Raw genomic sequence first — 24499 nt, forward strand, 5'->3', positions numbered from 1 at the left:
GTTCTGTGGTCGAACTCCATGCCTCAACCTTGCACGTCAAGGTCAGTCGTAGGCGCGGTGCACGTGCCAGCCCTGCTCGCCCCGGTACACGTCGAACACAAACGATTCCCCCGCCAGGTCCGTTGCTTGGAAGCCCCAGCCGTAGAGGCCGAGGTGGTCGTCCAGGGACGCGGTCCACACGGAATCGCGCAGCGGTGTCGGTGTGTCGGTAACGCGCCACAGCCGGCCGGCGCAGACCATCCGTGCCGGAACGTCGTTGACCATCCACAACGTGGTTTCGTGCTCGATCATCGTTCCGGTCATGAGATAGAAGAATAGAACAAGTATTCGAACATGGCTAGTGTTACTGGTGGCCGGAGGGAGGCGGTCGTGGGGACGAACAAGCGTTATTCGCAGCACTTCGACCGACTCATGGATGAGCGGATCGCGCAGGGGGTGGCCGCCACCGCCGGCCCCTTACAGTCGCTGCGCTCCGAAGAGTTGGAGCTCGAGCAGGAGCCCCTCACCCGTGACCCTCGGCCCAAGCCGGTGCGTGCATGGGTGCGGTTCGGCGATTCACCCCTGCTGGTCGACGCGGAGGCATGCAGCTGGACAAATCACGCGGTAGCGATTCGCTTCAACATCGCCGGCCAACAGTTCAAGACATGGGTGTGGGCGTCCGCTGTGAGGGATGCGACAAACCGGCCGTCTTCCTAGACGATGCAGACCCCGTTGATCGAGGTTACAAGGCGGGCCTGCGAGACGTCTGCTCTGGAACCCCACCGTCTCCGCCGAGACGCACTCTCGACGCGTCCCTACGTGTGCTTCCGAGGGGACGACGAGGTGGCCGGTTCTCGAGCGCACTGCGGATTCGGTCTAGGACTCGCGAATGGACTCGCGCATCGTCACCCGAAGCGTGCCCGCGAGCGTGCTGCGTAGCTGCGTCAGCCTGGAGTCGAAGGAGGAGACGCTCGACCCGACCTCCCCGCTCCTGTTCGCCCGGCGTCAGAGGCCCGTCGGCGGAGGGGTCTTGAGCAGCTCGCTTCATATCGTCGCGCGCCGCGCGGACAGAATCGGCCACGGCCACTTCTGGCAACCCGCGCCGCATCGCCTCCGCAAGACGGGCGCGGGCCGCGGCCTGGGTAGATGCGATCACCACTGCCTCGTTGTGCAGTCGCCCGCGAGTCATGCCGACGTAGAGCCCCGCGGCATCAACGTCGGGGCCGACGATGGCCGCGTCCGTGGTCTCCCCTTGGATGCCATGAACCGTGGAAGCGTACGCGAGTTGCAGGTGATCTCCGGCGTAGTCGAGTGTGATGGTTCGCGAATCCCGCGGGTCCAACAGCGATACAAGCTGAGCGCTCTTGCGGCTGGCATTTGCGACCCTCCAGAGGGCACGGTTCTCCACCCCGGCCGCGCGGTCGTTGCGCCGAGTCTGCACGATCTCACCGACCAGGATGCGTTGGTCCTGTGCCCCCAGGACCCACCGGGCGGGATTGAGCTCCCCGTTCGCGATGCGTCGTTGCTGGATGCTTTCGTTGAGAGCGTCCGCCTCTTCGTTCGTTCCTGCCACCAGAGCGACGCGTTGGCCTAGCGCGGTGCGAGCGAAGTATCCGTCGAGCATGGCCGCTCTAGCCGCATCCTTGTCATCAGCACGACGCAGGTGTCGGCCGTCATCGAGGTCTCGTGCAACGGCGAAGGCGTCCTCCTTCGTTGAAGCGTTGCGAAGGCGGAGGGTGAGCTGTCCATACTCCGGATCGCGGAATCGGTGCACACTGTCGAGCTCGACGAAGCTCGTGGCGCGTCGAGTGAGCGCGGCCATCGCCCCGGCGTGACCGACGGGGGCGGCCTGAAGGTGGTCGCCGACCATAGCGATGCCGGCTCCGGTCTCGGCTGCGAGCGCGAGAAGCGCGTTGGCGCACTCGAGGTCGACCATCCCTGCCTCGTCCACCACGACCCGGTCACCGAGGCGCAGCGGGTGAAGCCGGGAACCCCTGTAGATGGAGCCGGTCTCGGGATCCACGTCGCCCACGGCGAGACGGGTCCATACCTGCCGCCCCGCGTCGTCATTTCGCCACCGCCACCCGTGGTCAAAGAGCAGCGCATGCAGGCTCGATGCCGCGGCACCCGTCTCGCGGGACGCCACGCTTGCCGCCTTTTTCGTCGGCGCAACAACGATCATCCGTCGGTTCTGCGCCGCGAGCGCGAACTGCGCCACCCGCAGCATGGACGTCTTCCCCGACCCGGCCGGCCCAGTGACGCTCACGAGCCGGTCGGTACCCGCAATCGCGGTCGCAGCATCCAGCTGCCGGTTCCCAAGCTGCGGTCCAGGACCGAGCGCACGCTTCGCGACCAACGCCATCACCGACGTCGACGGGCGCTGACCGGCCGTCGACAAGGCTTCCAGTCGTTCCGCCACCTCTCTCTTGAGGTCAGCCGTCGATTGCGCCATCAGCGCTTTCACGTGTGCCGGACGTTCCCCTGCTTCGGGAAGCAGATCTTCCGTGTGTAGGTGGGCCGCCGCTTCCACCTCATCGATCAGCGATTGCAAGGCCTTGCGATCACCCACGACGCCCGATGCTGCCACCGCGCGCAGGGCGCCGGCACGAAGGTCGAAGACGCTGATCCGTCCGCCGCTGGCGGGCGATCGGGCGTCCGCGTCCGCTACTGCTCGTAGCGCTAGTAGCTCAACATCCGCTTTCTCAACCCGCGTTGCGGGCGCGGGCACCGGGCCGTGGGGTGACAGGGCGCGCGGATCGATCTCGCCGATCTCCTCACGCGTCAGGCGCTCCCAGTCGTCCTCCTCCAAGTGGCGCGGCTTGTTGGGTCTGCCCAACGCCCACGCGCGCCGGTCGATGGACCAGCGGACGTCGAGGGAGGGCTCGGCCCCGGCGTGTTCGGCACGCCATTCAGCGAGAAGCATCGCCCGGTTCGCTTCGATCTGATTCGAACGGCGAGACATCGGCTTCACCAGGTGCTGCAACTGAAGGATCTCGCCGTCTGCACCTATGGTGTACCCGTGCCGGGCCAGGGCGGCCACCCACTCAGGGTCCGTGCGCGCTGCTATCTCGCCCTCCGCGTTGACGACAGTGTGGAACCGCATCGCAACACGGGAGTCGACGTTGGACCACCGTCCGTCCAGGCCCCGCACCTTCACGCTCAACCAGAGATGACGGTGGAGGTGAGGATCGAGCGCACGTGAGCGCCGATGCCGCAGCTCAACCACCTCGATCCGCGCCAGACGCTCTCGGATGCGCCCACCAGCGCCGCGTCGAGCGTTCAGCTCCGTGTGCCAGGCGCGGATGACACGATCGCGGAGGCGGTCCTGCAGTCGCTCATATTCGGCTGCGAGCTCTGGATGCAGCAGCGCCGCGATGCTGAACGACTTCGGGGCATTGATCGTGCCGTCGAGCACCAGGTCCGCGTCCGGGGTGGCGAGCACCCGTCCGCGCTGTTCGCCGGTGGCTGGGTCGCGCCCATCGACCCAGGCTGACAGAGCATCTGCGGTGAGCTCGTCTTCGAAGAGCCCACCCTCGTCAAGGGCGAAACGTGTCACCGTCCGGCCATCCACTTCGGCGTAGTCGGACGCCGCGGACGCGCCACCACTCAGGTGCGAGTCGCACGTTCCCTCGAAGGCGTACGCCATCGCCTGTCGAACCCCGTGAGAGCCCACCCCACGCTTCCACCGCTCGAGTCCGCCGCGCATGGCGGGCACCCTACGCAACCCACCGAACTCCGGCTACGACCCCCGCCCACTGAAAGTGCCTGCGTGCATTGCGTCTGTTGCATCCCGTTGATCTTGTTCGGGTGCTAGTTCGAACGAGACAGCCGCATAGTGCGCGACGCCCCCGGCGTTAAGTTCGCCATGATCGGCACCGGTTCGAGCGGCACCCCGGAGGCTATGGCGAAGGCGCAGGGAGCGCAGAACCAGTACGCCCGGAACCATCGTTCCGCGCTGTCCGACCGGATTCGACGCGACCGAAACGACGCTCGACCTGTTGGAGAGGTGCGTGACACCGCGTGAGCGACAGTTTCTGAGCCAGGCGTGCCGGAACCATACGGCCGCCTACGCGGACTGACCGCGCCTGATGCGAAGGCGGCACCAAATTGGAACCCCGGAACCCACCCTCAGGGCTCCGGGGCCCTTCATATCTAGGAAGATGCCACGGAGCGCCGCGCGCGTAGTGTCCGAGGACGCCCCTATCCTGAGCGGGTGTTCAGACGCAAGCAGCCGGACGTCAGCGTGGATTATCTGTCGACGCGCGTGCGGGTCCTGAGTGCGGAGTTGGACAGGACTCGCGAAGCCGCCGTCGAGCGAAGTCGGCTACTGAATACCAAGGCGTCATTCGTCGTCGTCGCGGCTGGTGTCATCGGCAGCGCGAGCTCGGTCGGTGTGCTCGGAGCCGACTCGGGCCTCATCTGGCTCATCCCATTTAGCCTCACGTTCCTAACCGTGCTCGCCTCGACGATCACACTCTGGCCGCGCCGCCTTACGGTTTCCGGAGGCCGGGAGATGGTAGATGAGTGGCGGGTGAGCGAACTCACCGGCGAGGAGTTAGAGGACCACCTTCTGGAAGTCAAAGCCCGCGAGATTGCGAGCCGTGACGCGCAGTACAAAGTAGGTGCAAGATGGACGCGCGCGGCCTTCGTACTGCTTCTCGCGAGTCTCGTATCCGTGGTCGTCGTGGCGACGACGGACGCACTCCCGGCACCTACTCCGGAGCCGACCACAAGTTCCACTCCCTGACGAGGATCGATCGCATGACCCCGAAGCCCCAGCAACCACCCAAACCTGACAAGCCGAAGCCCGCGGCGGCACGCCCGAATGTCGACAACGTCATGCTGCATCTGTCGCATTCCGATGACCTGGAATCGAAGGGCGAGTAATGGCATCCGCTGACAGGAAGCCCGCCCCGAAGCCAGCGCCCAAGCCCGACGTGGAGAAGGTTCTCAAGCAGATCCGCGAGGAAAAGCGCGCCAAGCCAGGGGATCCGCCGCCTCTCCGCGGCTAAGTGATTCCATAGCTCCTCATCGGGTCCATGTCGGGGCGTGGCTCGGGATCGGGTCGACGCCGTCGGGCCACACACCCACCTCGTGTGAACCAAGGGGGATCGCGGCCCACTGCGACCGGACCGGGGAGGACAAGCAGGGTGTGTCGCGGTGACGTGTCGGCACACTCGGCTACCGTGAAATCACAAACGAGGGGGGAGCCATGACTGAGCACACCGACGGGACCGGCACCGAGGCCGACGAGGACGCACCGCGTGAAAGGTGGGATCCGGCCACCGACCCCGACGGGTACACGCGCGATGACGTGCGATCCAAGGACATCTACCTCGACACCCTGCTGACGTTCATGGTCGGTTCAGACGACCAGGGCGCGGGCGCGATCGGGCTCACAATCCAGTTGAACGGGTCGATCGTCAGCGGTATCGCGATCAGTCGCAAAGCCTGGGTGGAGGCCACGGTTGAAGGACTCACCGAGTCCGCGGGGGAGGATCTCGGGGGTTCTGTCGGCGGCGTGTTCAACTTCATTAACGAAACGATCCTCGAACAGCGTCGGAAACGCGATGAGGCCGACCTTCCGACTCGCCCGCGCGGCTACATTCACATGCGTGACGTGCAGGTCACCGTAGGAGGCGCGCAAGAGTACTTCTCGCTGCCGCTGTGGCGCGGATCGATGGAAGACGTCACCGGCTGGTCGATCGGTTCGTGGAACCCTCCGGGCTCGGCGCGGGGCCTAGTCGACGAACCGGCCGATTCGTGAGCGGCGTAGGCGTTTCGGCTGGCAAGTCGCATCGGTAGGGTGTGCGAGTGATCTGGACGGCGGCCGTGGATGCGACGGCTGGAGGCTGGGACTGGGTTCTGTTCTGGGCGATCGTTGCCGCGGTCGTGGGAGTTCTCGGATTGATTGGCGTTGCCTACGGCGTTGTTGGCTACTACCGCGCCCACCCAAAACGTCGCCTTGAGTACACCGTCACCAGCCGCCGACTTGTGAAGTCCGACCCGAGAGCGAAGCTCGAAGTCAAGGTGAACGGAATCGACGTTCCGGACCCGCACATCGTCGAGTTCCGCATGGCGTCGGCAAGCCGTGCCGACATAGCGACTACCGCGTTCGACGCTGGCCGCGCAATTGATATCCGAGTGGAGCCCGGTGGCGCTTTCGTTGTCGGCGAAGGCGGCGCGCGAGGCGCGATCATGCTGACCGGGGGAGCAGGAGATGGCTTCGACTGGGCCGAGTTCAACATCGGTCCCCAACTGATTCGCAAAGGTTCGGCGCTTTCCCTTGATTTCATCTCCAACGGGGAGCCGGAGATCACGGTCACCTCGCCGTTGGTCGATATCCCCGTATGGAACGTCACGAAGCGACCAACACCGATTGACGTGCTGTGGATGATTGTTATGAGCATCACGGTTCTTATCGTGATCCTCGGAATGACGACCTACCTGTTCGCGGTGGCGGAGGACAGCGCGGTTGCTGCGGTGATCGTCGCTGTCGGCACCGCGCTCGCAGGGGCTTTCGCGGGTCTCATGGGTAGGGCGGCGCTGCGGCAGGTTCGATGGCGCGCTAGTGGCAAGTAATGAGATCCAATGATGCGGGTAGTGACACGGCGACGCGCGGGTAACGCGGACGTCTCGCTCCCGTTTTCAGTGCGGAGGAATCCCCGCGCTGGTTCGCCCCCCGCTGCACGGCGTGGTCTTGAGACTTCGCTAGTGTACGGTCCATGACCCGAATCGAGGGGGAGTCGGCTCAGGCCAAGGGGGCTGACGGCGCACGGCGCGCGAAGCGCTGGCTGGAATCAACCACCCGTGCCAACGCCCAGTGGGTGAACCCCGACCCGCCAGCTGTGTCGAAGCTGTCGTTCAAGTGGCCCCACGGAGGCCAAAACTTTTCCTTCGACATCGCCGGTTACCTCCGTTACGACACATACGACGGGCAGATGTTTTTCGCCGAGTCGAAGGCCTATGACGGCCCCAGCGACCTCGCGACGCACTATTCGAAGTTCCTCGCCCAGTGCTACGTGGCGTTCCTCGACAAGCCAGGCTACTGCGACCACTTCATGTGGCTGGCGTGGAGCCCACACTCGATCACGGACTGGCCCAAGCTGACCAGCGCCGAGTACGTTCGAAAGCACGTCGTCAAGCATCGAGAGCGTGTCTTCGGCGTGGAGGACGAAGCGGAGGCCGAGGCTCTCCTGGACGACGAAGTGGTGTCGGCGGTTGCGAGCAGACTGTGGCTCATCGTGCTCTCGGAGAAGCAGGAAACGCTCGTTATCACGCGCGAGCATCGAGGCGTCATCGAGCGCCACGAAGCAGAGAAGGGGAACTGACGTGTCGCACTCTGCGTTCGCCGCTCAGATCCTCGACGGACTCTTCGATCCATCGCCCAGCGAGTCGATCTTCCGCGTCAAGGACGCCGTAGCGAAGGAACTCGCAGCCCTGGACGACACCGCCCTGGTGAAGGCCACCAACTACTTCAATCACACGTTCGCCCCTGACTTCGTGATGACCTGGCCGGATAAGACCAGCAGGCGGGTGTACCTCCGTCTGACCTACGACCTCGAGGCGCTCGTGGAGGACGTTGCGCTCATCGACTCGACCGCCCCGCTGATCTTCGGACTCACGAGCGCCGAGTCGGAGGGCGCCGGTCCCGCGGTCAACGATGCGATCCGCAACAGCGAAGCGATGTTCACCGAGCCCGCCGCGCTGGAGCGGCTCATAGACCGGAAGAAGTCCGACTCCACGGCCAACATGTTGAGTAACGCCCTCGCGCAGGGCGGTCGCGGGTCCTTCGTCGGCGACGATGCCGTCGAGCTGGCAAGCGTCGTACAACAGGGCTTCACCGCAGCAGCCCAAGTGAGCCCCGGGCCCACCGCGGAAGCTGTCGCGGCAATCAGCGATCGCCTCGGCGGCCCGCAGGCGTGGCGGATGAACCGCGTGCTGCAGGCAGTCTGGGAGGGAAGCGACGGGTCGCTGTCGCAGTTCCCAGGGGGAGCGGACTTGTCCGGTCGGCTCAACTCCGAGTCGCTCGACTACCTCGTCAAGTACATGCGCACCGATGACCGTGACTTCTGGCGTCGGGTGGGTCGTGGCCTGAAACTAGCGGACCTTGAACGCCTCGACTTCGCGTCGGCTCCGGCCAATATCGAGAGGCTGATCCAGGCCAACCTCGATGTGATCTCCGCGCGAGCGGCGATCGTGAAACCCGACCCTCTCGGAATCGACGGCTCGCTCCTCGGTGCTACCTATCGCTGGGCAAAGCGGGGCCGTCACGTCTCATTCGAAGCGCCGTCGGTCTTCGCGATCATCGGCAGTGCCAAGACCGACCTTGACGACGTGGAGGAGGAGGAAGGCCCGGCGGTGTCCGTAGATGCCTTCATTGAGCGCGCTGAGGGGACAGACCTAGTGGAAGTCAGCATTCACTCCGGCCCCGATCACGTCAGTGTGAAGAACGACGAGGGCGCGATCAGCACCGAACGGCTGCGGGGAGTTGGGGCGACATTTGGCGGCTCCGCTGAGGTCGCGCAAGCGATCGCAGGCTCACGCACCGGTCGGGTAACCGTCGATCTGCCGGGCCGTTCGGGGACCGGCCAAACGCGGAGCAAGATCCGCATGGCCGACCTGCTCGTCACCACAATCCCGCTGGTGCTCGATGTCCCAGATAACGTGCGCGAGGGGATAACCGAGTTCCTGACGTACGAGGTCGACAATGGTCAGACCCCGCTCGACATGTCCGCGTTGGAAGATGGCGAAGAGGATGAGCCGGACGAGGCTGCTCTTGTCGATGACCCGACTATCGATGAGTGGGGCTTGCCCTCGACATAGGGCGTTTCGCGCCGGGAGGGGCGCCCGGATGTGGTGGTGGGCCGTCAGAACAGCGCCGGGGGGTTTCGTCTCGGTCGTGAGGTGTGGCAACCCGTCCAGCCTGACCAGTTTCGCGGTCGAACGGATCACGTTTGTCGCTGTCGCTGCCTTCGTGCGTCTCCCGAGAGGCAGAGATCGCGGCAACCCCGTACCCAAGGAACGACGTGGCCACTCTTAGACTGGCGACGAGGTGATCGTGGCGGAGAATTCGGGGTTGGAGTGGCGGGTTGGTGACGTCGTCGCCTACGAGCAGATGCGTCAACTCTCCGACCTCGTCGTCGCTCGCATCGTCCTTTCGGACCGGACTCGTGCGTTGGCGGAGCGTCGGCGGACGATGTCGACGGACGGATATGACCGTGCCGCGGTGGACGCGCGAAGCCGGGAGCTGGCGGAGTTGCTACGGGAGGTGCTCGAATGAGCGTCCCGTTGCCACCTGACTCGGGTGAGACCCGGATCGCTACTGCACTCACGGGCGTGTTCGAAAGCATCTCGCCCTCCCCAGCGCCGGATGCGGTGCTCTTGATAGGCGGCCCTGGGTCGGCACCCGCACGGGCAGTGGCGCAGATCGTTGCTGAGTCGTCAGAACCGATGGCGATCCTCCAGACGGAGGACCTTGCAGCGCTTCTCGGTGGTGCCGGCCGGACCGAAGCGGCCGAGACCTTCCGGACGGGGCTGCTTCACGCGCAGCGCGAGAAGCTGCCCCTTATCGTTGATGATCCACAGGTTGCCGGTTCGCCCAAGGGGCCTCTGGAGGCGTTCAAGGCTGCCGGTTTCTCGACGCGGGTCGTTCTGGCGGTGGAACGCGACAGCACCAGCGCTCTGACGGCTTCGGCACGACAGCTACGTAGTGGCGCCCTCGGTGCGCACAGCACTCTCACTCAGAGCGTCGCCGAGCAGTGGGATCCGATCATGGAGACGCTGCGGGGCATCCCCACCGCGACTCTGGACCGGGTGACGGTGCTCGACGGAGACGGGGCGCCAATGTACGACGGGCCCCCCTCGAGTAAGACGTGGGCGGCGGTGCGAGACGCCCGCCATGCACCGTTGTCCGGCATGCAAGGAATCACCTGGCTCAGCGAGCTGCGGCGCATTGGGGAGTACGTGAGGTCTGCCCGCCAGTCGATCAGTCGAGACGATATCGTCCTGGTCGAGCAGCTGTACGCCGTGGCCCAGGAGCGAGTGCTCCCCGAACTGCCGATCCGACCCGACTCCACGGCAGCGACGGTGCAGCGCGATCGAATTCGGGTAGAACGAGCGCACCTCAAGCGACTGATCCTCGAGCTCGACCGCGATCATGACGCGCCCGGCACGGCCCGCCTCAACGGTCCTGACGTTACCCTCTAGCGGGAGCAGCGCCGAACTACGCGGTTAATGCCGGCGCAGCCCCCGTGCATTGCTTGCGGCGGGTTAGGTGCTCACTGCGGCGAGGCCGTTGGAGAGGCGTTCGCGGTTGGCGGTGGGGTCGGTGATGGTGCTGCTGACGAGCCACGTGAAGGTGGTCTCAGCGGCGGATGAGACCTCACCCTTGAGGGGTTCGAGGCACCAGCGAACATCATCGCGCAAGCTGTAGCCGGGCTGCGTGTCTTCCTTGCCGTCGTAGTACGAGAGCGCGGCGACGGCGACGCGGTACGTGACGGCTTCGGTGATTGCACGGTCAATCATGAGGGTTCCTTCGTGTTGGTTTGAGCGTAGGGCCGCTCGCCGGTCAGAGGCCGCGGGGTCGTGGAAGGGCGGACGGAGGAGGGGGCGATTGGTGTGTCTGCGGCGCCTGTCGGGTACACGGCTGCGTGCGGAGTCGGTCGTTGATGACGCGGGCGATGGCGTCCATCCGAGCCTCCTCCACCGCCTGTTTCTCGCGTAGCGCTTGTCGTTCCTGCACAACACGCTCCTGGATCGCCTTGTCCTCGTGATGGCGATGCACAGCGCGAGCCCGCTCTGATTCCTGGTTCCATGCCTGGATAAGGTGCTCCGGGGTCGGCCCTCCGAGCTTGAGGTTTTCGATCTCCTCCGCCGTCCTGCGGCGCGAGAAGAAAGCGTCCGCGGCGGCGCGGTTCCGTAGCCTCTCCGGACCGGAGACTTCGTGCAGCCGGTTCGGCGGGAGGCCATTGGCTCGACGGTGCCGTTCGCGCTGTTTCCACCGGCGGTTCGCGGCGAGGATCTTCTCCCGGTTTGCTTGGTAGTACTCGCGCCGTTGCTGCCGCACAGCGTCCCGGTTCCTCTCAAGGTAGGCACGGGAAGCCGCACGCATCCGCTCCGGGTCGCGGAGGTACCGCTCTCGCTTCTGCGCGTTGAGCTTCTCGCGGTTCTTCGTCCAGTACGCCCGCGCTTGCTCCCTCCGCCTCCGACGGTAACCCTCAGGATCAGCAGCCAGCTGGCGCTCTACGTAGCGAAGCTGGTTCTCGCGTGCGAGCTGCCGTGCCCGGTCGGGGTCCGCCTGCACACGACGTCGCCACGCCGCGTAGCGCTTCCTTCGATTGCGCTCACGCGGCTTCACGACCTTCTGGTAGTACTCGCGACGCTTCTCGCGGATATCCTCGCCGTGTTCCGCCCTATAAGCGCGCCTCTGCTCGGCGATCTTCTCCCGGTTCGCGGCCCGCCAGCGACGCGCCGACTCCCTTTCCCGTTCCTGCGCCTCTGCTCGGTCCGCCGCAGAGTTGTCCGCCTGGGTCATCTCAGCCCCCTCGACCCGTCGGCGGCTCGACGCGGTACCGCAAGCGAGGTCCGTATCGGGCCGCCGGCGCGTTCCGCGAGTCTCTCGATCAGGTCCGGCCGGAATCCGCTCCAGTGGTTCCCCGGCTCGCCATCGACCACCACGACGGGGGCCTGGGAGTACCCGAGGTCCGAAGTCACGAACTCCCGGGCTGCGTCACTTCCGGAGTCCGAAAGATCGACCACCGTTGTTTTCACACCGAGGCGGTCCAGGGCGACGCAGGTCGCCCAGCACTGTTTGCACTGTGGCCCAGTCGAGTAGACCGTGACAGAGATCGTCATGATCGCCGACCCTTCGCCAGTTGCGAAGGATCGGGCTCCGAAAGTCCGGCACCCCCGTAGTCCGGGACTGCCGGGGTCTCCTCCGAGCTGTCCGATGTCGGGAGCGGCGTGGAGCTGCTGTGTCGGTCGCCGAGGCGGGCGACGTTCCCGAGGATTGAGTCGGCTAGTTCCTCCTCGGTGGAGCCATCGAGGAGATCCTGGTTATCGAGGAGCAGGTCGACTGCGATGCGCACGAGGGTGTTCTCGGTGATGCGCTCCGTCCGCACACGTCGCTGCCTCATCCTGTGCCGGGCCAGGGCAGCCAGACTCGTGAGCTGATCGGCGCGAAGGAGAGTCTCCTTGCGGGTGAGAAGCCGGTACCTCGGGCCATCGGTCGTGTCCGCGTTCGTCGGGGTCGTCGGTTGCGTCGCGACCCGTGAGCGCACGTCGGTGAACTGGCTGGCTAGATCGATGCGAGCCATCACACGTCACCCCGCCATCCGTGTAGAAGCAAGCCGGCCCACCAGCTCGTAGGCGACGGCGGTGACGTCCGAGATCGCCTTCGAGGTACGACGTGTATCCGGGACCGCCGTGATCACTTCCCCGCTCAGGGATGCGTGCGCGTGCAGCAGATACTGACGGAGATACGCCGCGAAGCGGGGCGACTCGAGACGGGTATCGATGAGGCGCTCGAGATCCAGCAACTGGTGTGGCACGCGCGGATCGATCCGATTCATCAACACCGCGTACGGCACACCACGCGGCCTGACCAACCGATCGATGGTGCGCACCGTCGGGCCGACTGCGAGCGGCTCGGGCGGTAGGGGAACGATGACGAAGTCCGCCGAGCTGAGGACGGTCTCAAGAGTGCGGGTGTCCTCCAAGCTGCCGGGGGTGTCGGCGATGACGATGTCGTATCGAGCGCCGAGTCCACGGAGACGAGCGACGTCCTCGTACGCGGGGATCGCGGCGTAGTCGAACGGCAACGCTGCGCCGGCGTTCTCGGCCCACCACGAGGCGGATTGCTGCGGGTCCACGTCGACGAGCAGCACCGCGAAGCGGCGCGCCAGCGACGCGGCTAGTTGCATCGCCACGGTGGTCTTTCCCACGCCACCCTTCTGGTTCGCGATAGCGACGACACGCGGGGTATCACCGCCCACGATGACGCGCCTCCACCGTCGCCGCTTCGACCCACTTCTCGATGCCGTCCCGGGGATACAGGATCGTCCGGCCCAAGCGGCAGAAGGTCGGCTCCTGGTGCCGATGTCGTCGCACCGCGAGCGAGTTGAGCGTCAGACCCGGCAGGATCGCCGCGACCTGTTCCGGGGTCAGATACTCGCCGGGTTCCAACTGCGGCCCATGCCCATTCGTCATCACCATCAGGTGCTCCTGTTCACCAGGGGAGGGAGGTATTGACATGAGTGTGTAACTCACGTATCCACTTAGTCAAGAGTGGATATTTGAAAGAACCACTCAGACCGGCCTGGTGGCGGGCAGAAAGGCGAGCCGTGGGAAGCGTCCACAAGTACAAGACGACGCAGGGCATGCGCTACCTGGTGCGCTACCGAAAGCCAGATGGCTCACAGGGCAACAAGCGCGGCTTCCACACGAAAGTCGATGCGCAGCACTTCCTTGCTGAAGTCAGTGTCTCCATCTCAAAGAAGGCCTTCGTTGACCCCGCAGACTCCCGGGTGACCATCGGCGAACTCGCCGAGTCGTGGCTGCTGGATCAGGCAGCCGTCCTCAAACCGTCGTCGATGCATGCCCTGCAATCCGCATGGCGCACCCACGTTGGTCCTCGATGGGCCGACGTACGCCTCGACGCCGTCAGATATAGCGATATCCGTGCGTGGGTGACGGAGATCGCTGGCCGACGCAAAGCGACGACCACGATCCGCGCCTACGGAGTACTCGCCGCCGTCCTCGATGTGGCGGTGCGTGACCGCCGGCTCACCGACAATCCTGCACGCGGGATCAGGCTGCCCAGGAAAACCCCCAAGCGGCGGGTGTACCTAAGCCATGGCCAGGTGGACCTGCTCGCAAGCCAGGCGCTGCACCCGACGGTCGTCTACTTCTTGGCGTACACGGGACTGCGATGGGGCGAGGCGACAGGCCTCCGAGTTGCCGACGTCAACCTGAGTCGTCGTCGAGTGAATGTTCAGGAGAACGCCGTCATGGTGAACGGCGCGGTCGTGACGGGTACCCCGAAGACCCATGCCACACGCTCCGTGCCGTACCCGGAGTTTCTCGAGGACCTCATCCGACTGCAACTGCACCTCAAGCGCCCTGAGCATCTTCTCTTCGGGAACGGCTCCGAGCCGCAACGACTGCCGAACTCCCGCGACGGATGGTTTGCCGCTGCCGTGCGCCGCGCAATGCGCGTCGACCCAACTTTCCCTCGTATCACCCCGCACGACCTGCGCCACACGGCAGCGAGCCTTGCGATCAGCGCCGGAGCGAACGTCAAAGCCGTTCAGCGCATGCTCGGGCACGCATCGGCCGCCATGACCCTCGACACCTACGCCGACCTCTTCGACGATGACCTCGACTACGTGGCTCAGGCCCTCACGAGCGCCCGCCATGCTGCGGTCGTCGTCGTCCAGGAACAGCAGGAGCGGGGCGCACCAACACGTCCGTCGGCGATACTGCCTCCGATGCCTTCCCCAGGCTCGCCCGGGGACGCGGCACGCGGTCTGTGAGGCCGGTCAGCCGGATACTCTTTGGGCGCTCCGCGAAGCGGTTTTTCCCAAATCTTTCCCACGAAGCGGAAAGAGGCAAGACGAAAGCCCCGCGATCCCAGTGTTTCCAAGGGTTCGCGGGGCTTCGACGATGGCGGTGACGGTGGGATTTGAACCCACGGTAGGGGGTTACCCTACACAACTTTTCGAGAGTTGCACCTTCGGCCGCTCGGACACGTCACCGCCGACGAGTTTATGTCACGCGCCGCCGCCCCGCCAATCGGCATCTGCCGCGCTGTTCGGCGACCGATCCTGCTCACGCGGGGAGGAACTCCTCGCGGTGATATCCGGAACGGTCGACGACGATGACGGTCGACTCCGGCACCTCCAAGAAGGCGCCGGGGAGATCGTTGAGCGGCTCCGAGACGATGATCCGGGCTTCGTCGCCGAACCGGGAAAGGCGTTCGAGATCCGGGAACATGCGGCGGAGCGTCGGCATGTCCGCAGAGTGGAACAGGGTGGGTGACCGCCCCTTCGAGGAATACCGGAACGCCCACACCTTCTCGCCATCGGCGATCGCGACGGTGCCGCGCAGGGGAAACGGCACCCCGGCGGCACGTCCCGCCTCTTCCACCGTGCGGATCGCCTCGGCCATCGCACCGATCGGGTCGTGGGCCAATCCATAGGTCAGGGCGAGGTGGAACAGTACCTCCGTGTCGGTGGTTCCGAGGATCAGCGGGTAGAGCACGGGATCGATGGCGAGGACGAGTTCGCGTTTGAACAGCGGGAAGCCGGCGATCGAGCCGTTGTGCATGAACAGCAGGTTGTCGTGCCGGAAGGGGTGGCAATTGGTCCGTTGGATGGGCGGACCGGCGGCCGCTCGCACATGCGCGAAGAACAGCGGGCTGCGGACCGAGCGGCAGATCTCGCGGAGGTTCTCGTCGTGCCACGCCGGCTCGATACCCCGGAAGAGCGACGGATGCGGCGGGCGCGCAGCATCCGCGGGATACCACCCCAGCCCGAAGCCGTCGCCGTTGACGGTCTCGGTGCCCATCGATGAGTTCAGCGACATCGCGACCACCGAATGCTGCGGATCCAGGACGAGGGCCGACGGCTCCAGCGGCTCCCCCGAGTAGGCCAGCCAGCGACACATCATCGCTCCCGTACGTCGGCGTCTCGCGCGCGCCGATGGTGGCGCACTCGCGTGCATCGTACGGCGGGCATCCGCCCACCGCCATGCCGCCCGCCCGGGACCCCATAGCCGGGCGACGACGCCCCTGCGAGACTGAACACCATGAGCGTGATTGAGAACTCCAAGGTGACCGTCGTGGGTGCGGGCAGCGTCGGGTCGAGCGTGGCGTACGCCGCGCTCATCCGCGGATCAGCCCGCCACGTCGCCCTCTACGACATCGCGACCGCGAAGGTGGAGGCCGAGGTGCTCGACCTCGCCCACGGCACACAGTTCACCGGATCGAGCGACATCGTCGGCGGAAGCGACATCTCGGTTGCCGCCGGCTCGCATGTCGTCGTGATCACCGCCGGCGCGAAGCAGAACCCCGGGCAGACCCGTATCGAGCTCGCCGAGGTGAACGCCCGGATCATCCAGACGATGCTGCCGCAGCTGCTCGAGGTCGCTCCCGACGCGATCTACGTCATCGTGACCAACCCGTGCGATGTGCTCACCGTGCTCGCACGGGAGGCCACCAACCTGCCGCCTGAGCGCATCTTCTCCTCGGGAACCGTGCTCGACACGTCGCGGCTTCGTTGGAAGCTCGCGCAACGCGCCGGCGTGTCCACGTCGAACGTGCACGCCTACATCGTGGGTGAGCACGGGGACACGGAGTTCCCCCTGTGGTCGCGCGCGACGATCGGCACTGTCCCGATCCTCGACTGGGAGGCGCCTGGCCACCCGAGGATGAGCGTGGAGGAGCTCGACAGCATCGCCGTCGACGTGCGGGATGCGGCGTACAAGGTCATCCAGGGCAAGGGCGCCACGAACTACGCGATCGGCCTCTCGAGCGCCCGGATCATCGAGGCGATCCTGCGCGACGAGCACGCGGTTCTGCCCGTGAGCACCGTTCTGAATGACTTCCACGGACTCGACGGTGTCGCACTGTCGGTGCCGTCGATCGTCAGCGCATCCGGTGCTGTCCCGATCCGGGAGACGTCGTTCTCCGAAGACGAACTGACCCTGCTCCGTCGTTCGGGGGATGCGCTGGCCACCGTGGCGCGGTCGCTCAGGGGATAACGCGGATGTCCGCGTACGTCACCCTGCCGATCCTCGAACACACCGGCTACGCGGTTCTCGATGCGTACGACCAGGCCGCCGACCCGCCCGAGTGGTTGGGCCTGGAGTACGTGAACTGGCGCTCGTCGGGCATCACGCGATTCGCTCCCCTGACGAGTTATGCCGGGGAGATCGAGTGCAACGGATTCTGGAACCACACTCCCCCGCGAACCGACAAGAACGGCGTGTGGATCGCGTCTCAGGTGGCCAAGGCGCCGGTCCTGACTGCCCGGGCGAAGGAACCAGGCGCCAACGTCGGACGCTGCCGCGTGGTCGAGCTGCAGCCCAACACCTACGCGGATGCGGTGTGGAACCTGCACCACGATGACAACAACCGAATGAATCCCGAGGGCACGGGATGGGTGGTGCGCGGGTACTTCAACCTCACCGACGACCCTGATTCCCTCCTCCTCCTGCGGGAGGACAGGTTCGATCCCGCGTCCGAGGTGCGCCTTCCGCTCCCTGCCGGCTCGCGGGTCATCGTCGACACGCAGCGCTTCTGGCACGCGGTGTGGCACCGCGGGGAGGGTCCGCGCTACAGCCTCATCACGTCGTGGGAGTCTGGTCCTGAGCTCGATGCGTACGTTGCGCGGCAGCACGGACGAAGCAGGGTCGACAGCATCCCGCTCGACGAGGCGCTGATCGCCGACGCGCAGACAGAGCTGCGTCGCCGCATCCAAGAGCGCGACCGGCTGTTCGACAGCCTGTTCGAGGAGCCGTCCGGGTTTCCCGACTGACTCGCGCACGACCCCACGGCGGCCCGCCGCCCGGCTCGGACGGCGCGGCGCTCAGCGCGGCCGGCGCAGCTCGGTCAAGGTGTCTACGGAGAGCTCGTCCAAGCTGCCGAAGAACCGCCGCCCCTCCCGCGGACGGATCGCGTCAGGGGAGGAGGGCACGCACGCCACCACGAGTCCCGCCGCTTCGGCGCTGGCGGCGCCGCGTTCGGAATCCTCGATCGCCACGCAGTCATCCGCTCCCAGGCCGAGTGCTTCCATGGCGCGGAGATACGGTTCGGGGTGGGGTTTCGACTCGACCACGTCCTCCCCGGCGATGATGGCGTCGAACCGGTGGCCGATGACGGACTCGGCGGCTTCGGCCACGGCCCGGCCCGCCATGGTCACGAGGGCGGAGGCCCACCCGTTCGCACGCAACTCGGCCAGGAGGCGGGCGGCTCCAGGACGCAGGGCCGGTTCGCGCTGGAGTCGGGCGGCCACCTGCGCGGAGATCATGGCGCCGATCTCCGGCACCGACCCCCCACCCGCGCGACCCGCCATCCGCGCGGCGTAGGCGTTCGTCGGACGACCGACCGACCACCGCGCGTCCTCGTCCGACCACGGGATCCCCAAGGCGCTCGCCACATCGGCCTTGGCCGCCGCCCAGTGATGCTCGGTGTCGAGGATCGTGCCGTCCAGGTCCCAGAGAGCCGCTCGACGCGCGCGCCGCGAAGGGCCGTCCCCGCGCGGCGACGTCATATGTCCGTCGTGGAAGGGTCTGCCTGTTCGTCGGCGTCGAACCTCACGCCCACGATGCGACGCACGGAGTCGAGCGTCTCCATCACCTCCACGGTCTCGCCGAGCGGCATCACGTCGCTCTCCAGCCGCCCCTCCTGGATGAGGCGCTCCATCTCCCAGGCCTGGTACTGCATCCCTCGGGGTTTCAGAGTCTTCTCGAATTCCTCCACGACCGACCCGTCCGCATCCCATACCCGGAAGGACGTCGAGGCATACCAGACGGGGTCGATCTCGATCCGCCCGTGGGTACCGACGATGGCGGCGCGGTTGGGGCCGGTGGCATCGATCGCCGAGTGCCCCAGAGCCGCCGCGCCGTTGTCGAACGACAGCAGTACCGCGGTGTGGCGATCCACCCCCTCCTCGGAGATGATCCCCGTGGCCTGAATCCGTGCGGGTACGCCCAGGATGCTGTGCGCGAAGTTCACGGGGTAAACACCCAGATCGAGGATCGAGCCACCGGCGGCCGCGCGCTGGTTCAGACGGAAGCCGGGGTCCTGAGGCAGGCGCCGACCGTCGTCGGCGGTGACGAGGCGGATCTCACCGAGCGTCCCGGCGCGGACGATCTCGCGGATGCGGACCATATGGGGCAGGAATCGGGTCCACATCGCCTCCATCAGCACGACGCGGTTCTCGAGGGCGATGGCGGCGAGCAGCCGCGCTTGTCGCGCATTGACCGTGAACGGCTTCTCCAGGAGGACGTGCTTGCCGCTCTCCAGCGCCGCCCGCGCGATATCGAAGTGCTGCACGGGTGGTGTGGCGATGTAGACGACGTCGACCATGTCGTCCTGGAGGAGCGCCGCATAACTCGCATGCGCCCGCGGTATGTCGTAGGCACGCGCGAAGGATTCGGCGGTGTCGGCGCTTCGAGACCCCACGGCCGCCACCGAGAAGCCGTTGCCCACCAGGTCGGCGGTCTGCTTGTGGGCGATGAGCCCCGTCCCGAGGACACCCCAGCGGATCGTCCTCGTTGTCATACCGACCCCCGTGATCGCAGACCCTGCGCCCGCGGGCTCATGCGCCGCTGCGCGCGACGACCCGTGGCGTCAGATCCGCCTCGAAGTCCTCGTCGAACGGAAAGATCGGGTGCTCGAGGCGGGTGTATTCGAGCCGCGTGAAGTCCAGATCCGTGGCGCCGGGGGTGATCGCCATGAACTGACTGCCCGCATCCTGGGTCTGCCCCGGGAAGAGGTAGCCGTTCTTCACCACAACCGCGTCGTAGCCGCCGGGCTCGATGAATGCCTGGCCCTGCATCGGCCGTTTCACGAAGGCGGGCTCGGTCGCACGAAGGAAGGGGCTGCGGAAGCGCTGCGCCGTGATGTGCACGTTGCCCCGGGACAGGAGCACCCCCACGACGCCGTCGTCGAACGCGCCCTCGATGTACCGCTCGACCCGCCACTGGCCGGGTACCGGACCGGAGAAACGGTCATCGACCATCGAGCCCAGCGGATGGTCGATCGTCCCGCCCACGCCGACGGCTTCCGCTGCGTCGACGGCGGCAGGGTCCCACAGCCCCGCGATCAGGACGAGCTTGCCGGATGCGGCGAGATCGTCGCGCTCGACGGTCCGCGCGAGCGCGTAACTCACGTCGCCGGACGCCCCCGCGGTGATGTTGTCCCCCGAGTCGCTGATATACAGCGGGGCGGGCGGACTCTCCTGGACCAGATAGTCGATCGCCTCGTCGTAGGAGCCATAGCGCTCGCTGACGATCCCGAAGTCGCGCCGCGCGTCCCAGTACTCCCCGGCGAGTTCCCGCGCACAGGCCAGGACGGCAGCCTCGTCGTAGCCCGTCACGAGCACGGATGCCGTGCACCGTGCCTCATCCGCCCATACGAAACCGACCCAGATCCCGGCGTCGACCACCCCGTGACGCGCGATAGCGGGGACGAGGGACCCGAACACCGACGCAGCCGGCTCGTAAACGGTGCTCGTCCGCTCCCCCGGGAGCAGAACAGGCACGCGCACCCACGCCTTGATCGGGGGCCGGCCGTGCCGGATCGTCTCGATGAGGACGCGCACCGCCCGCTCACGGGTGGCCCACGTGTCGATGTGGGGGGCGTGCCGGTGCACCGCAGCCAGGTCGAGCAAGCCGGCGAGCTCTTCGGACATGTTGCCGTGGGGGTCCATCGACGCTGACAGGATCGCGTCCGGGCCGACGATCTCGCGCACCTTCCGGACGAAGTTCTCCTCGGCGCGGTCGCGGCCGTCGACCGTCATGGCTCCGTGCAGATCGAGGTAGACGCCGTCGAAGGGACCGTTGTGGCGCAGACCGTCGAGGATCTCCTCTTCGAACGAGTCGTACACGGCCGGCACGACCGGGCCCGCCGCAGCGGCCATCGCTCGAAGCAGAGGGATCCAGGTGACCCCCTCGACGGTCTCGCCGAGCCGCGCCGGCCACTCGTACTGCTCGAGAAGCTCGGCGCCCCGCTGCTGCAGGAAGTACTGCTCGGCAGCCCGGTCCAGGGAGAACGTGTCCGACTCGGTGCCGATACCGGCGATTGCGATTCGCATCGACACGTCCTCCGTCAGCTGCGGGCCATGGCGAGGTGGGGTGCGAGCCAGAACGGCGTGAGCCAGCCCGCGGTGTTCGACAGGGGAAGGACCTCGTCGTGCAGGGAGATCCCGAACGTCTCTGCGAGCATGGAACGGCGCCCCTGGATGCGCGCCCAGGTGCCGGGATAGGTGCTCTCCAGCTGGGCGCGGAGCTCGGCGTCGGCCAGCACGATCCCGTCCTCGATCTGGGCCGTGTGATAGGGGGGCGCGGGCATCGGGATGATGTCGAGCTGCACCGCGGAGCCCGACGCGAAGGCGACCTGCGAGCCCGAGCGCACCGGCGAGCCGGGCCATTCGTCGAGCCCGATGAAATGGCCGGGGTTGAGGTATACCCCGTAGAACGGGTCCCCGATCCGCGAGTACGTGACGTCGTAGAGTTCCCCCGCGGTGAGACCGATGCGAATCGTCTCGTACCACGCGGCTGCCGTCGCGTAATAGGGTACGACGAGTTTCTCCAGATAATCGGTGGCGCCTTCGGGCAGCTGATCCGCACTCTCGACCAGGAACCCGGCGCGAGCGGTATTGCTCCCCCACAGTCCCAGCCCCGTGGCGACCGGATCGCCGACCTGCAGTTCGCGCCCGCCGGGGCTGGCCACCCCGTACCGCGTGTTCGGACCGCCCAGCATCGTGGGGTGGTAGTTGAACGGAAGCATCACCGGGTTGAGAAGCTGAGAGGCCTCCAACTCGGTCATGCCCGGACGCACGCCGTGGATGACGCGGGAGACGGCCTGGGAGGCGTGGCTGGCCGCGAACTCGAAGTAGGCGATCTGATGAACGTCGTTGTCGTACCGGATGCCGTCTTCCAGACCCACGAAGATGTCGGTCGCGTTGACGTAGGACTCCACGAAGGCTGCGACCTCGGTCACGACGAAGTGCGGCACGTCGATCCAGCCGGTCGCCTCCGCGCCCGTCCAGTACTTCCACCCCACGAGCCCGACGTTCCGCACGGCGGAGTCCGCGAGCCCCGCATCGCGCAGCAGCGAGCTCATCGTGACGTCGCCGGGGTCGGGCTGGCCGACCAGACTCAGCTTCGCCAACCGCACGACATCGATCTCGTAGGGGACGATGTCTGCGTACGCGACGTCTTCGTTGCCGACGATCAGCCGCGGCGTGCGCCCCGGGATGAGGACCAGCAGCGCTTCCTCGTATCGGGGGTCGAATCCGGTCAGAAACGCCATGTTCGCGAAGTGCTCACGGTCGGCGTAGAGGACCACGGCATCCAGGCCGCGGCGCTCCATCGCCTCGTACACGCGCGACAGTCGCCGTTCGTACGTCGCGGCGGGGACGGTGGGCACGTCGCGCGCTGCCTCGAATGCCGGAAGAGCGATCTCCTTGAGTTCGAAACCCCATGACGCCATAACCACTCCTGTTCCGCGGGATCGCACCGACCGGGCGGTCGACCTCAACGGGTCGACCAGGACGCCGGTTCTGGTGCTCTCAGTCTCGCCGAGAACCCAAGTGTTGTCAAAACATTGCGCAATGATTTTCGTCCGCACACAACAGCCTCGCTCGGCCGGTCGGGGTCATGTCGCTTCGAACGCGATGCACGATTCACGCTGCACCAGAGCCACGCCGATCACGGCATTGGTGACGGGGCGCTGCACGTCGTCGATACGGTTCATCAGCAGCTCCACGGCGTTGGCAGCCATGCTGTCGACGGGTGTCCGTACCGTCGTCAGCCCCGGGGTCACCAGGGCGGCGTCGGGGATGTCGTCGAACCCGACCACGGAGAGATCTTCCGGGATCCGGACCCCCAGCGAACGCGCGGCGCTCATCACGCCCAACGCGATCGTGTCGCTGGCGGCGAACACCGCAGTGGGCGGCTCCTCGGCGGCCAGCAGGTGGGAGAGGGCTGTGACGCCCCACTCCGTGTTGAAGGTCCCGTGCAGCACCAGCTGGGTCTCGACGGGGAGACCCGCGCGGGAGAGTGCATCCCGGAATGCCCGAGTGCGCTCCTGGACGGAGCGGAGGTGCTGGGGGCCGGTGACCAGTGCTACTCGTCGGTGACCGAGATTCGTGAGGTAGGTCACCGCTTGGTAGGCCCCGGCATAATCGTCGACCAGCACGGAATCGACGGGCGGCGCGTCGTCGAGGGCCTCGTCGATCACCACGACCGGCCGCCCCTCGTCGATGAGTTCCGCGAGCCGCCGGTTGGAGGAGAAATTCCCCGCGTAGATGATGCCCGCGACGTTGATCGCGGCCAGCGTGTCGACGTAGTCGAGCTGCTTTCGCGCGTGGTTCAGCGTCGAACAGATGAGCACCGACGCGCCTTGGCGCTCGGCCACCTTCACGACGGCGTCGGCGATGCGGCCGAAGTAGGAGTTGCCGATCTGGGGCACGACGAGACCGATGACGCCACGGCGCGATTCGGCGTTGCGACTGGTCCGGGGGGTCCTCGTGTAGCCGAGTTCGCGGATGGCCTGCAGCACCCTCGCCTCGGTCTGGGCCTTCAGTGCCAGCTGGCCGGCGAGATACCTCGAGACCGTGGACACCGAGACGGACGCGGATGCGGCGATATCGTGCAAACTCGGCTGACGCTCACCGACGGCGCGACTGTCGCTCAAGGGCCCCTCTACCTCCAACTCGGACGCGGGACGTGCCCGCGCACACCGATCGTAGCGCAGTGTTGCGCAACGGCGGCCGTTCCTCCATGTGCGGTTTCAGGTGCGGATGTCCGACGCCCACGAAAGAGCAGGCGCCCCGCGCGGTTGGCGCGTGCGCCGAATAGTACCCCATCGACGTGGAGCGGAACGGAGCACGCGGGCCCCGCGGACAGGCCTCATCCCGCCAGTGCACGCCGCAGGCCGGCGCGGGCATCGCGTACGCGATCTTCCTCCGGCTGAGCGGCCAGGGCGGTGCTGAACGGTTCCGCCATGACCGGACCGTCGTAGCCGATCCGGCGCAGCGCTCCCACCAGTCCCGCGGTGTCGATCACACCGGTCGACGCCGGCTGTGCACGCTCGAGGTCCTGCTGCTCCGCGACCGGCACCCCCGTCGGCGCATCGTCCAGGTCGACGCCCAGGACCTCACCGGAGTCCAAAGCGAGGATGTCCGCCACGGTGTCCCCGGCGGTGAACCAGTGGAACGCGTCCACCAGAAGGCCGAAGGCGGTAGGCCGTTGTGTCGCGCCGATCAGTTCCCGCATCCCGCCCATGTCATGGACGAACTCGTAACGCTTCCCGCGACGCCAGGTGGACGGGCCGACGTACTCCAGGGCCAGGCGAAGCCTGTGCTCCTCGAGGATGCGACCGAGCTGGTTGAGACGGTCCACGTGCAACCGGAAATTCTCCCCGTAGGGCAGGACGTCTCCGGCAGGCGCGAACCAGGTTCCGAGGGTTGTCACTCCCACCTCCGACAGCAGGGGGGCGAGGCTGCGGAAGCCCGCGAGCCGGTCGGCGAAATCGCCGTCGGACCCCTCGCCCACGCGGATCGGCAGGGTTCCCACGCCCCATGCCAGCCCGGCCTCGCGAACGGCCTCTGTGGCACCACCGCGCTCACCCTCGGTCAGCGACGAGAGCAGATGCACGGAGGGGTCGACGCCCGCGTAGTCGTAACGGACGGCGAGATCGACGAGCCGGTCGAAGGTCGCGTCGAACAGCAGCCGTCGGGCGCTGAGAACAGTAAACATGCGGGGCTCCAAGCGTGAAAGCGGGGCCGGG

Annotated in this window: 26 protein-coding genes, 1 tRNA gene and 1 pseudogene; 12 read left to right on the forward strand and 16 right to left on the reverse strand. The window is 66.6% G+C overall.

The features are described 5' to 3' along the window. Positions 1-42: 42 nt before the first annotated feature. Complete coding sequence (locus AC4FS1_RS10455) at positions 43-303, reverse strand: hypothetical protein (protein ID WP_491154798.1); 261 nt, start codon at positions 301-303, stop codon at positions 43-45. Between the two features lie 66 nt (positions 304-369). On the opposite strand from AC4FS1_RS10455, the gene AC4FS1_RS10460 reads away from it, so the two are divergent. After that, on the forward strand, positions 370-696 hold the full coding sequence (locus AC4FS1_RS10460; RefSeq protein ID WP_491154800.1) for a hypothetical protein: 327 nt from the start codon (positions 370-372) through the stop codon (positions 694-696). Between the two features lie 25 nt (positions 697-721). Here the strand turns inward: AC4FS1_RS10460 and AC4FS1_RS10465 are convergent, their stop codons facing one another. Then, complete coding sequence (locus AC4FS1_RS10465; RefSeq protein WP_491154801.1) at positions 722-3685, reverse strand: AAA family ATPase; 2964 nt, start codon at positions 3683-3685, stop codon at positions 722-724. Positions 3686-4192: 507 nt separating this feature from the next. On the opposite strand from AC4FS1_RS10465, the gene AC4FS1_RS10470 reads away from it, so the two are divergent. The 8 genes from AC4FS1_RS10470 to AC4FS1_RS10505 all read left to right on the forward strand — a co-directional run bounded on the left by AC4FS1_RS10470 (position 4193) and on the right by AC4FS1_RS10505 (position 10188). Next, positions 4193-4726 carry a hypothetical protein gene (locus AC4FS1_RS10470; RefSeq protein WP_491154802.1) on the forward strand — a complete coding sequence of 178 codons (534 nt, stop codon included), beginning with the start codon at positions 4193-4195 and terminating at the stop codon, positions 4724-4726. 14 nt (positions 4727-4740) lie between these two features. Further along, positions 4741-4866, forward strand: a complete 126-nt coding sequence (locus tag AC4FS1_RS10475; protein ID WP_491154804.1) for a hypothetical protein — start codon at positions 4741-4743, stop codon at positions 4864-4866. 325 nt (positions 4867-5191) lie between these two features. After that, positions 5192-5746, forward strand: a complete 555-nt coding sequence (locus AC4FS1_RS10480) for a GvpU-like protein (RefSeq protein WP_491154805.1) — start codon at positions 5192-5194, stop codon at positions 5744-5746. Between the two features lie 47 nt (positions 5747-5793). After that, positions 5794-6561, forward strand: coding sequence for a hypothetical protein (locus tag AC4FS1_RS10485; RefSeq protein WP_491154807.1), 768 nt, complete (start codon positions 5794-5796; stop codon positions 6559-6561). 143 nt (positions 6562-6704) lie between these two features. Continuing rightward, positions 6705-7310 carry a hypothetical protein gene (locus AC4FS1_RS10490; protein ID WP_491154809.1) on the forward strand — a complete coding sequence of 202 codons (606 nt, stop codon included), beginning with the start codon at positions 6705-6707 and terminating at the stop codon, positions 7308-7310. 127 nt (positions 7311-7437) lie between these two features. Further along, complete coding sequence (locus AC4FS1_RS10495) at positions 7438-8805, forward strand: hypothetical protein (protein ID WP_491154811.1); 1368 nt, start codon at positions 7438-7440, stop codon at positions 8803-8805. A gap of 235 nt (positions 8806-9040) precedes the next feature. Beyond that, the gene (locus AC4FS1_RS10500) at positions 9041-9262 is read left to right on the forward strand and encodes a hypothetical protein (RefSeq protein WP_491154813.1); all 222 of its coding nucleotides are present in this window, start codon (positions 9041-9043) and stop codon (positions 9260-9262) included. A 170-nt stretch (positions 9263-9432) separates the two neighbouring features. Beyond that, positions 9433-10188: a hypothetical protein gene (locus AC4FS1_RS10505; RefSeq protein ID WP_491154815.1), complete on the forward strand. Its 756-nt coding sequence runs from the start codon at positions 9433-9435 to the stop codon at positions 10186-10188. A 63-nt stretch (positions 10189-10251) separates the two neighbouring features. Here AC4FS1_RS10505 and AC4FS1_RS10510 read toward each other — a convergent pair whose 3' ends face one another. The 6 genes and pseudogenes from AC4FS1_RS10510 to AC4FS1_RS10535 form a co-directional block, all read right to left on the reverse strand. Beyond that, entirely contained in the window at positions 10252-10506 is a 255-nt protein-coding gene (locus AC4FS1_RS10510) for a hypothetical protein (protein ID WP_484507977.1), read from the reverse strand. Between the two features lie 43 nt (positions 10507-10549). After that, positions 10550-11515 carry a hypothetical protein gene (locus AC4FS1_RS10515; protein ID WP_491154817.1) on the reverse strand — a complete coding sequence of 322 codons (966 nt, stop codon included), beginning with the start codon at positions 11513-11515 and terminating at the stop codon, positions 10550-10552. Then, the gene (locus tag AC4FS1_RS10520) at positions 11512-11829 is read right to left on the reverse strand and encodes a glutaredoxin family protein (protein ID WP_491155702.1); all 318 of its coding nucleotides are present in this window, start codon (positions 11827-11829) and stop codon (positions 11512-11514) included. The genes AC4FS1_RS10515 and AC4FS1_RS10520 overlap by 4 nt, the downstream gene beginning before the upstream one ends. Before the next feature lie 2 nt (positions 11830-11831). Continuing rightward, positions 11832-12296, reverse strand: coding sequence for a hypothetical protein (locus AC4FS1_RS10525; RefSeq protein WP_491154818.1), 465 nt, complete (start codon positions 12294-12296; stop codon positions 11832-11834). Positions 12297-12302: 6 nt separating this feature from the next. Next, a pseudogene (locus AC4FS1_RS10530) lies at positions 12303-12956 on the reverse strand (ParA family protein); the annotation flags it as partial. A 7-nt stretch (positions 12957-12963) separates the two neighbouring features. Further along, on the reverse strand, positions 12964-13194 hold the full coding sequence (locus AC4FS1_RS10535) for a hypothetical protein (protein ID WP_491154820.1): 231 nt from the start codon (positions 13192-13194) through the stop codon (positions 12964-12966). Positions 13195-13358: 164 nt separating this feature from the next. On the opposite strand from AC4FS1_RS10535, the gene AC4FS1_RS10540 reads away from it, so the two are divergent. After that, positions 13359-14513, forward strand: a complete 1155-nt coding sequence (locus AC4FS1_RS10540) for a tyrosine-type recombinase/integrase (protein WP_491154821.1) — start codon at positions 13359-13361, stop codon at positions 14511-14513. Between the two features lie 131 nt (positions 14514-14644). On the opposite strand, the gene AC4FS1_RS10545 is transcribed toward AC4FS1_RS10540, so the two are convergent. Both AC4FS1_RS10545 and AC4FS1_RS10550 read right to left on the reverse strand, forming a co-directional pair. Next, positions 14645-14735: transfer RNA gene (locus AC4FS1_RS10545), tRNA-Ser, on the reverse strand. 73 nt (positions 14736-14808) lie between these two features. Then, a complete protein-coding gene (locus tag AC4FS1_RS10550; RefSeq protein ID WP_491154823.1) occupies positions 14809-15648 on the reverse strand; it encodes a class II glutamine amidotransferase in 840 nt (279 codons plus the stop codon). A 138-nt stretch (positions 15649-15786) separates the two neighbouring features. Here AC4FS1_RS10550 and AC4FS1_RS10555 point away from each other — a divergent pair, with 138 nt between their 5' ends. Together AC4FS1_RS10555 and AC4FS1_RS10560 are read left to right on the forward strand one after the other, a co-directional pair. Then, positions 15787-16740 carry an L-lactate dehydrogenase gene (locus AC4FS1_RS10555; RefSeq protein WP_491154825.1) on the forward strand — a complete coding sequence of 318 codons (954 nt, stop codon included), beginning with the start codon at positions 15787-15789 and terminating at the stop codon, positions 16738-16740. A gap of 5 nt (positions 16741-16745) precedes the next feature. Next, positions 16746-17516 carry a hypothetical protein gene (locus tag AC4FS1_RS10560; protein WP_491154826.1) on the forward strand — a complete coding sequence of 257 codons (771 nt, stop codon included), beginning with the start codon at positions 16746-16748 and terminating at the stop codon, positions 17514-17516. 51 nt (positions 17517-17567) lie between these two features. Here the strand turns inward: AC4FS1_RS10560 and AC4FS1_RS10565 are convergent, their stop codons facing one another. From AC4FS1_RS10565 to AC4FS1_RS10590, 6 genes are all read right to left on the reverse strand, one after another. Beyond that, complete coding sequence (locus AC4FS1_RS10565) at positions 17568-18251, reverse strand: HAD family hydrolase (protein ID WP_491154828.1); 684 nt, start codon at positions 18249-18251, stop codon at positions 17568-17570. After that, the gene (locus tag AC4FS1_RS10570; RefSeq protein WP_491154830.1) at positions 18248-19264 is read right to left on the reverse strand and encodes a Gfo/Idh/MocA family protein; all 1017 of its coding nucleotides are present in this window, start codon (positions 19262-19264) and stop codon (positions 18248-18250) included. The genes AC4FS1_RS10565 and AC4FS1_RS10570 overlap by 4 nt, the downstream gene beginning before the upstream one ends. Before the next feature lie 37 nt (positions 19265-19301). After that, positions 19302-20798 (reverse strand): M81 family metallopeptidase, encoded by a 1497-nt coding sequence (locus AC4FS1_RS10575; RefSeq protein ID WP_491154832.1) that lies wholly within the window; start codon positions 20796-20798, stop codon positions 19302-19304. 14 nt (positions 20799-20812) lie between these two features. Continuing rightward, positions 20813-22198 (reverse strand): aminopeptidase P family N-terminal domain-containing protein, encoded by a 1386-nt coding sequence (locus AC4FS1_RS10580; RefSeq protein WP_491154834.1) that lies wholly within the window; start codon positions 22196-22198, stop codon positions 20813-20815. Between the two features lie 165 nt (positions 22199-22363). After that, positions 22364-23404, reverse strand: coding sequence for a LacI family DNA-binding transcriptional regulator (locus AC4FS1_RS10585; RefSeq protein ID WP_491154835.1), 1041 nt, complete (start codon positions 23402-23404; stop codon positions 22364-22366). A 215-nt stretch (positions 23405-23619) separates the two neighbouring features. After that, positions 23620-24468, reverse strand: coding sequence for a sugar phosphate isomerase/epimerase family protein (locus AC4FS1_RS10590; RefSeq protein ID WP_491154836.1), 849 nt, complete (start codon positions 24466-24468; stop codon positions 23620-23622). Positions 24469-24499 lie beyond the last annotated feature (31 nt).

The organism is Microbacterium sp. Z12_35, from assembly GCF_058310475.1.

Coding starts and splice junctions, on each gene's coding strand:
- AC4FS1_RS10475 (WP_491154804.1), top strand. CDS start 4,741: ATGACCCCGAAGCCCCAGCAACCACCCAAACCTGACAAGCCGAAGCCC.
- AC4FS1_RS10490 (WP_491154809.1), top strand. CDS start 6,705: ATGACCCGAATCGAGGGGGAGTCGGCTCAGGCCAAGGGGGCTGACGGC.
- AC4FS1_RS10480 (WP_491154805.1), top strand. CDS start 5,192: ATGACTGAGCACACCGACGGGACCGGCACCGAGGCCGACGAGGACGCA.
- AC4FS1_RS10570 (WP_491154830.1), bottom strand. CDS start 19,264: ATGACAACGAGGACGATCCGCTGGGGTGTCCTCGGGACGGGGCTCATC.
- AC4FS1_RS10510 (WP_484507977.1), bottom strand. CDS start 10,506: ATGATTGACCGTGCAATCACCGAAGCCGTCACGTACCGCGTCGCCGTC.
- AC4FS1_RS10455 (WP_491154798.1), bottom strand. CDS start 303: ATGACCGGAACGATGATCGAGCACGAAACCACGTTGTGGATGGTCAAC.
- AC4FS1_RS10590 (WP_491154836.1), bottom strand. CDS start 24,468: ATGTTTACTGTTCTCAGCGCCCGACGGCTGCTGTTCGACGCGACCTTC.
- AC4FS1_RS10565 (WP_491154828.1), bottom strand. CDS start 18,251: ATGACGTCGCCGCGCGGGGACGGCCCTTCGCGGCGCGCGCGTCGAGCG.
- AC4FS1_RS10580 (WP_491154834.1), bottom strand. CDS start 22,198: ATGGCGTCATGGGGTTTCGAACTCAAGGAGATCGCTCTTCCGGCATTC.
- AC4FS1_RS10465 (WP_491154801.1), bottom strand. CDS start 3,685: ATGCGCGGCGGACTCGAGCGGTGGAAGCGTGGGGTGGGCTCTCACGGG.
- AC4FS1_RS10540 (WP_491154821.1), top strand. CDS start 13,359: ATGCGCTACCTGGTGCGCTACCGAAAGCCAGATGGCTCACAGGGCAAC.
- AC4FS1_RS10515 (WP_491154817.1), bottom strand. CDS start 11,515: ATGACCCAGGCGGACAACTCTGCGGCGGACCGAGCAGAGGCGCAGGAA.
- AC4FS1_RS10550 (WP_491154823.1), bottom strand. CDS start 15,648: ATGATGTGTCGCTGGCTGGCCTACTCGGGGGAGCCGCTGGAGCCGTCG.
- AC4FS1_RS10505 (WP_491154815.1), top strand. CDS start 9,433: ATGGCGATCCTCCAGACGGAGGACCTTGCAGCGCTTCTCGGTGGTGCC.
- AC4FS1_RS10560 (WP_491154826.1), top strand. CDS start 16,746: ATGTCCGCGTACGTCACCCTGCCGATCCTCGAACACACCGGCTACGCG.
- AC4FS1_RS10575 (WP_491154832.1), bottom strand. CDS start 20,798: ATGCGAATCGCAATCGCCGGTATCGGCACCGAGTCGGACACGTTCTCC.
- AC4FS1_RS10555 (WP_491154825.1), top strand. CDS start 15,787: ATGAGCGTGATTGAGAACTCCAAGGTGACCGTCGTGGGTGCGGGCAGC.
- AC4FS1_RS10525 (WP_491154818.1), bottom strand. CDS start 12,296: ATGGCTCGCATCGATCTAGCCAGCCAGTTCACCGACGTGCGCTCACGG.
- AC4FS1_RS10535 (WP_491154820.1), bottom strand. CDS start 13,194: ATGGTGATGACGAATGGGCATGGGCCGCAGTTGGAACCCGGCGAGTAT.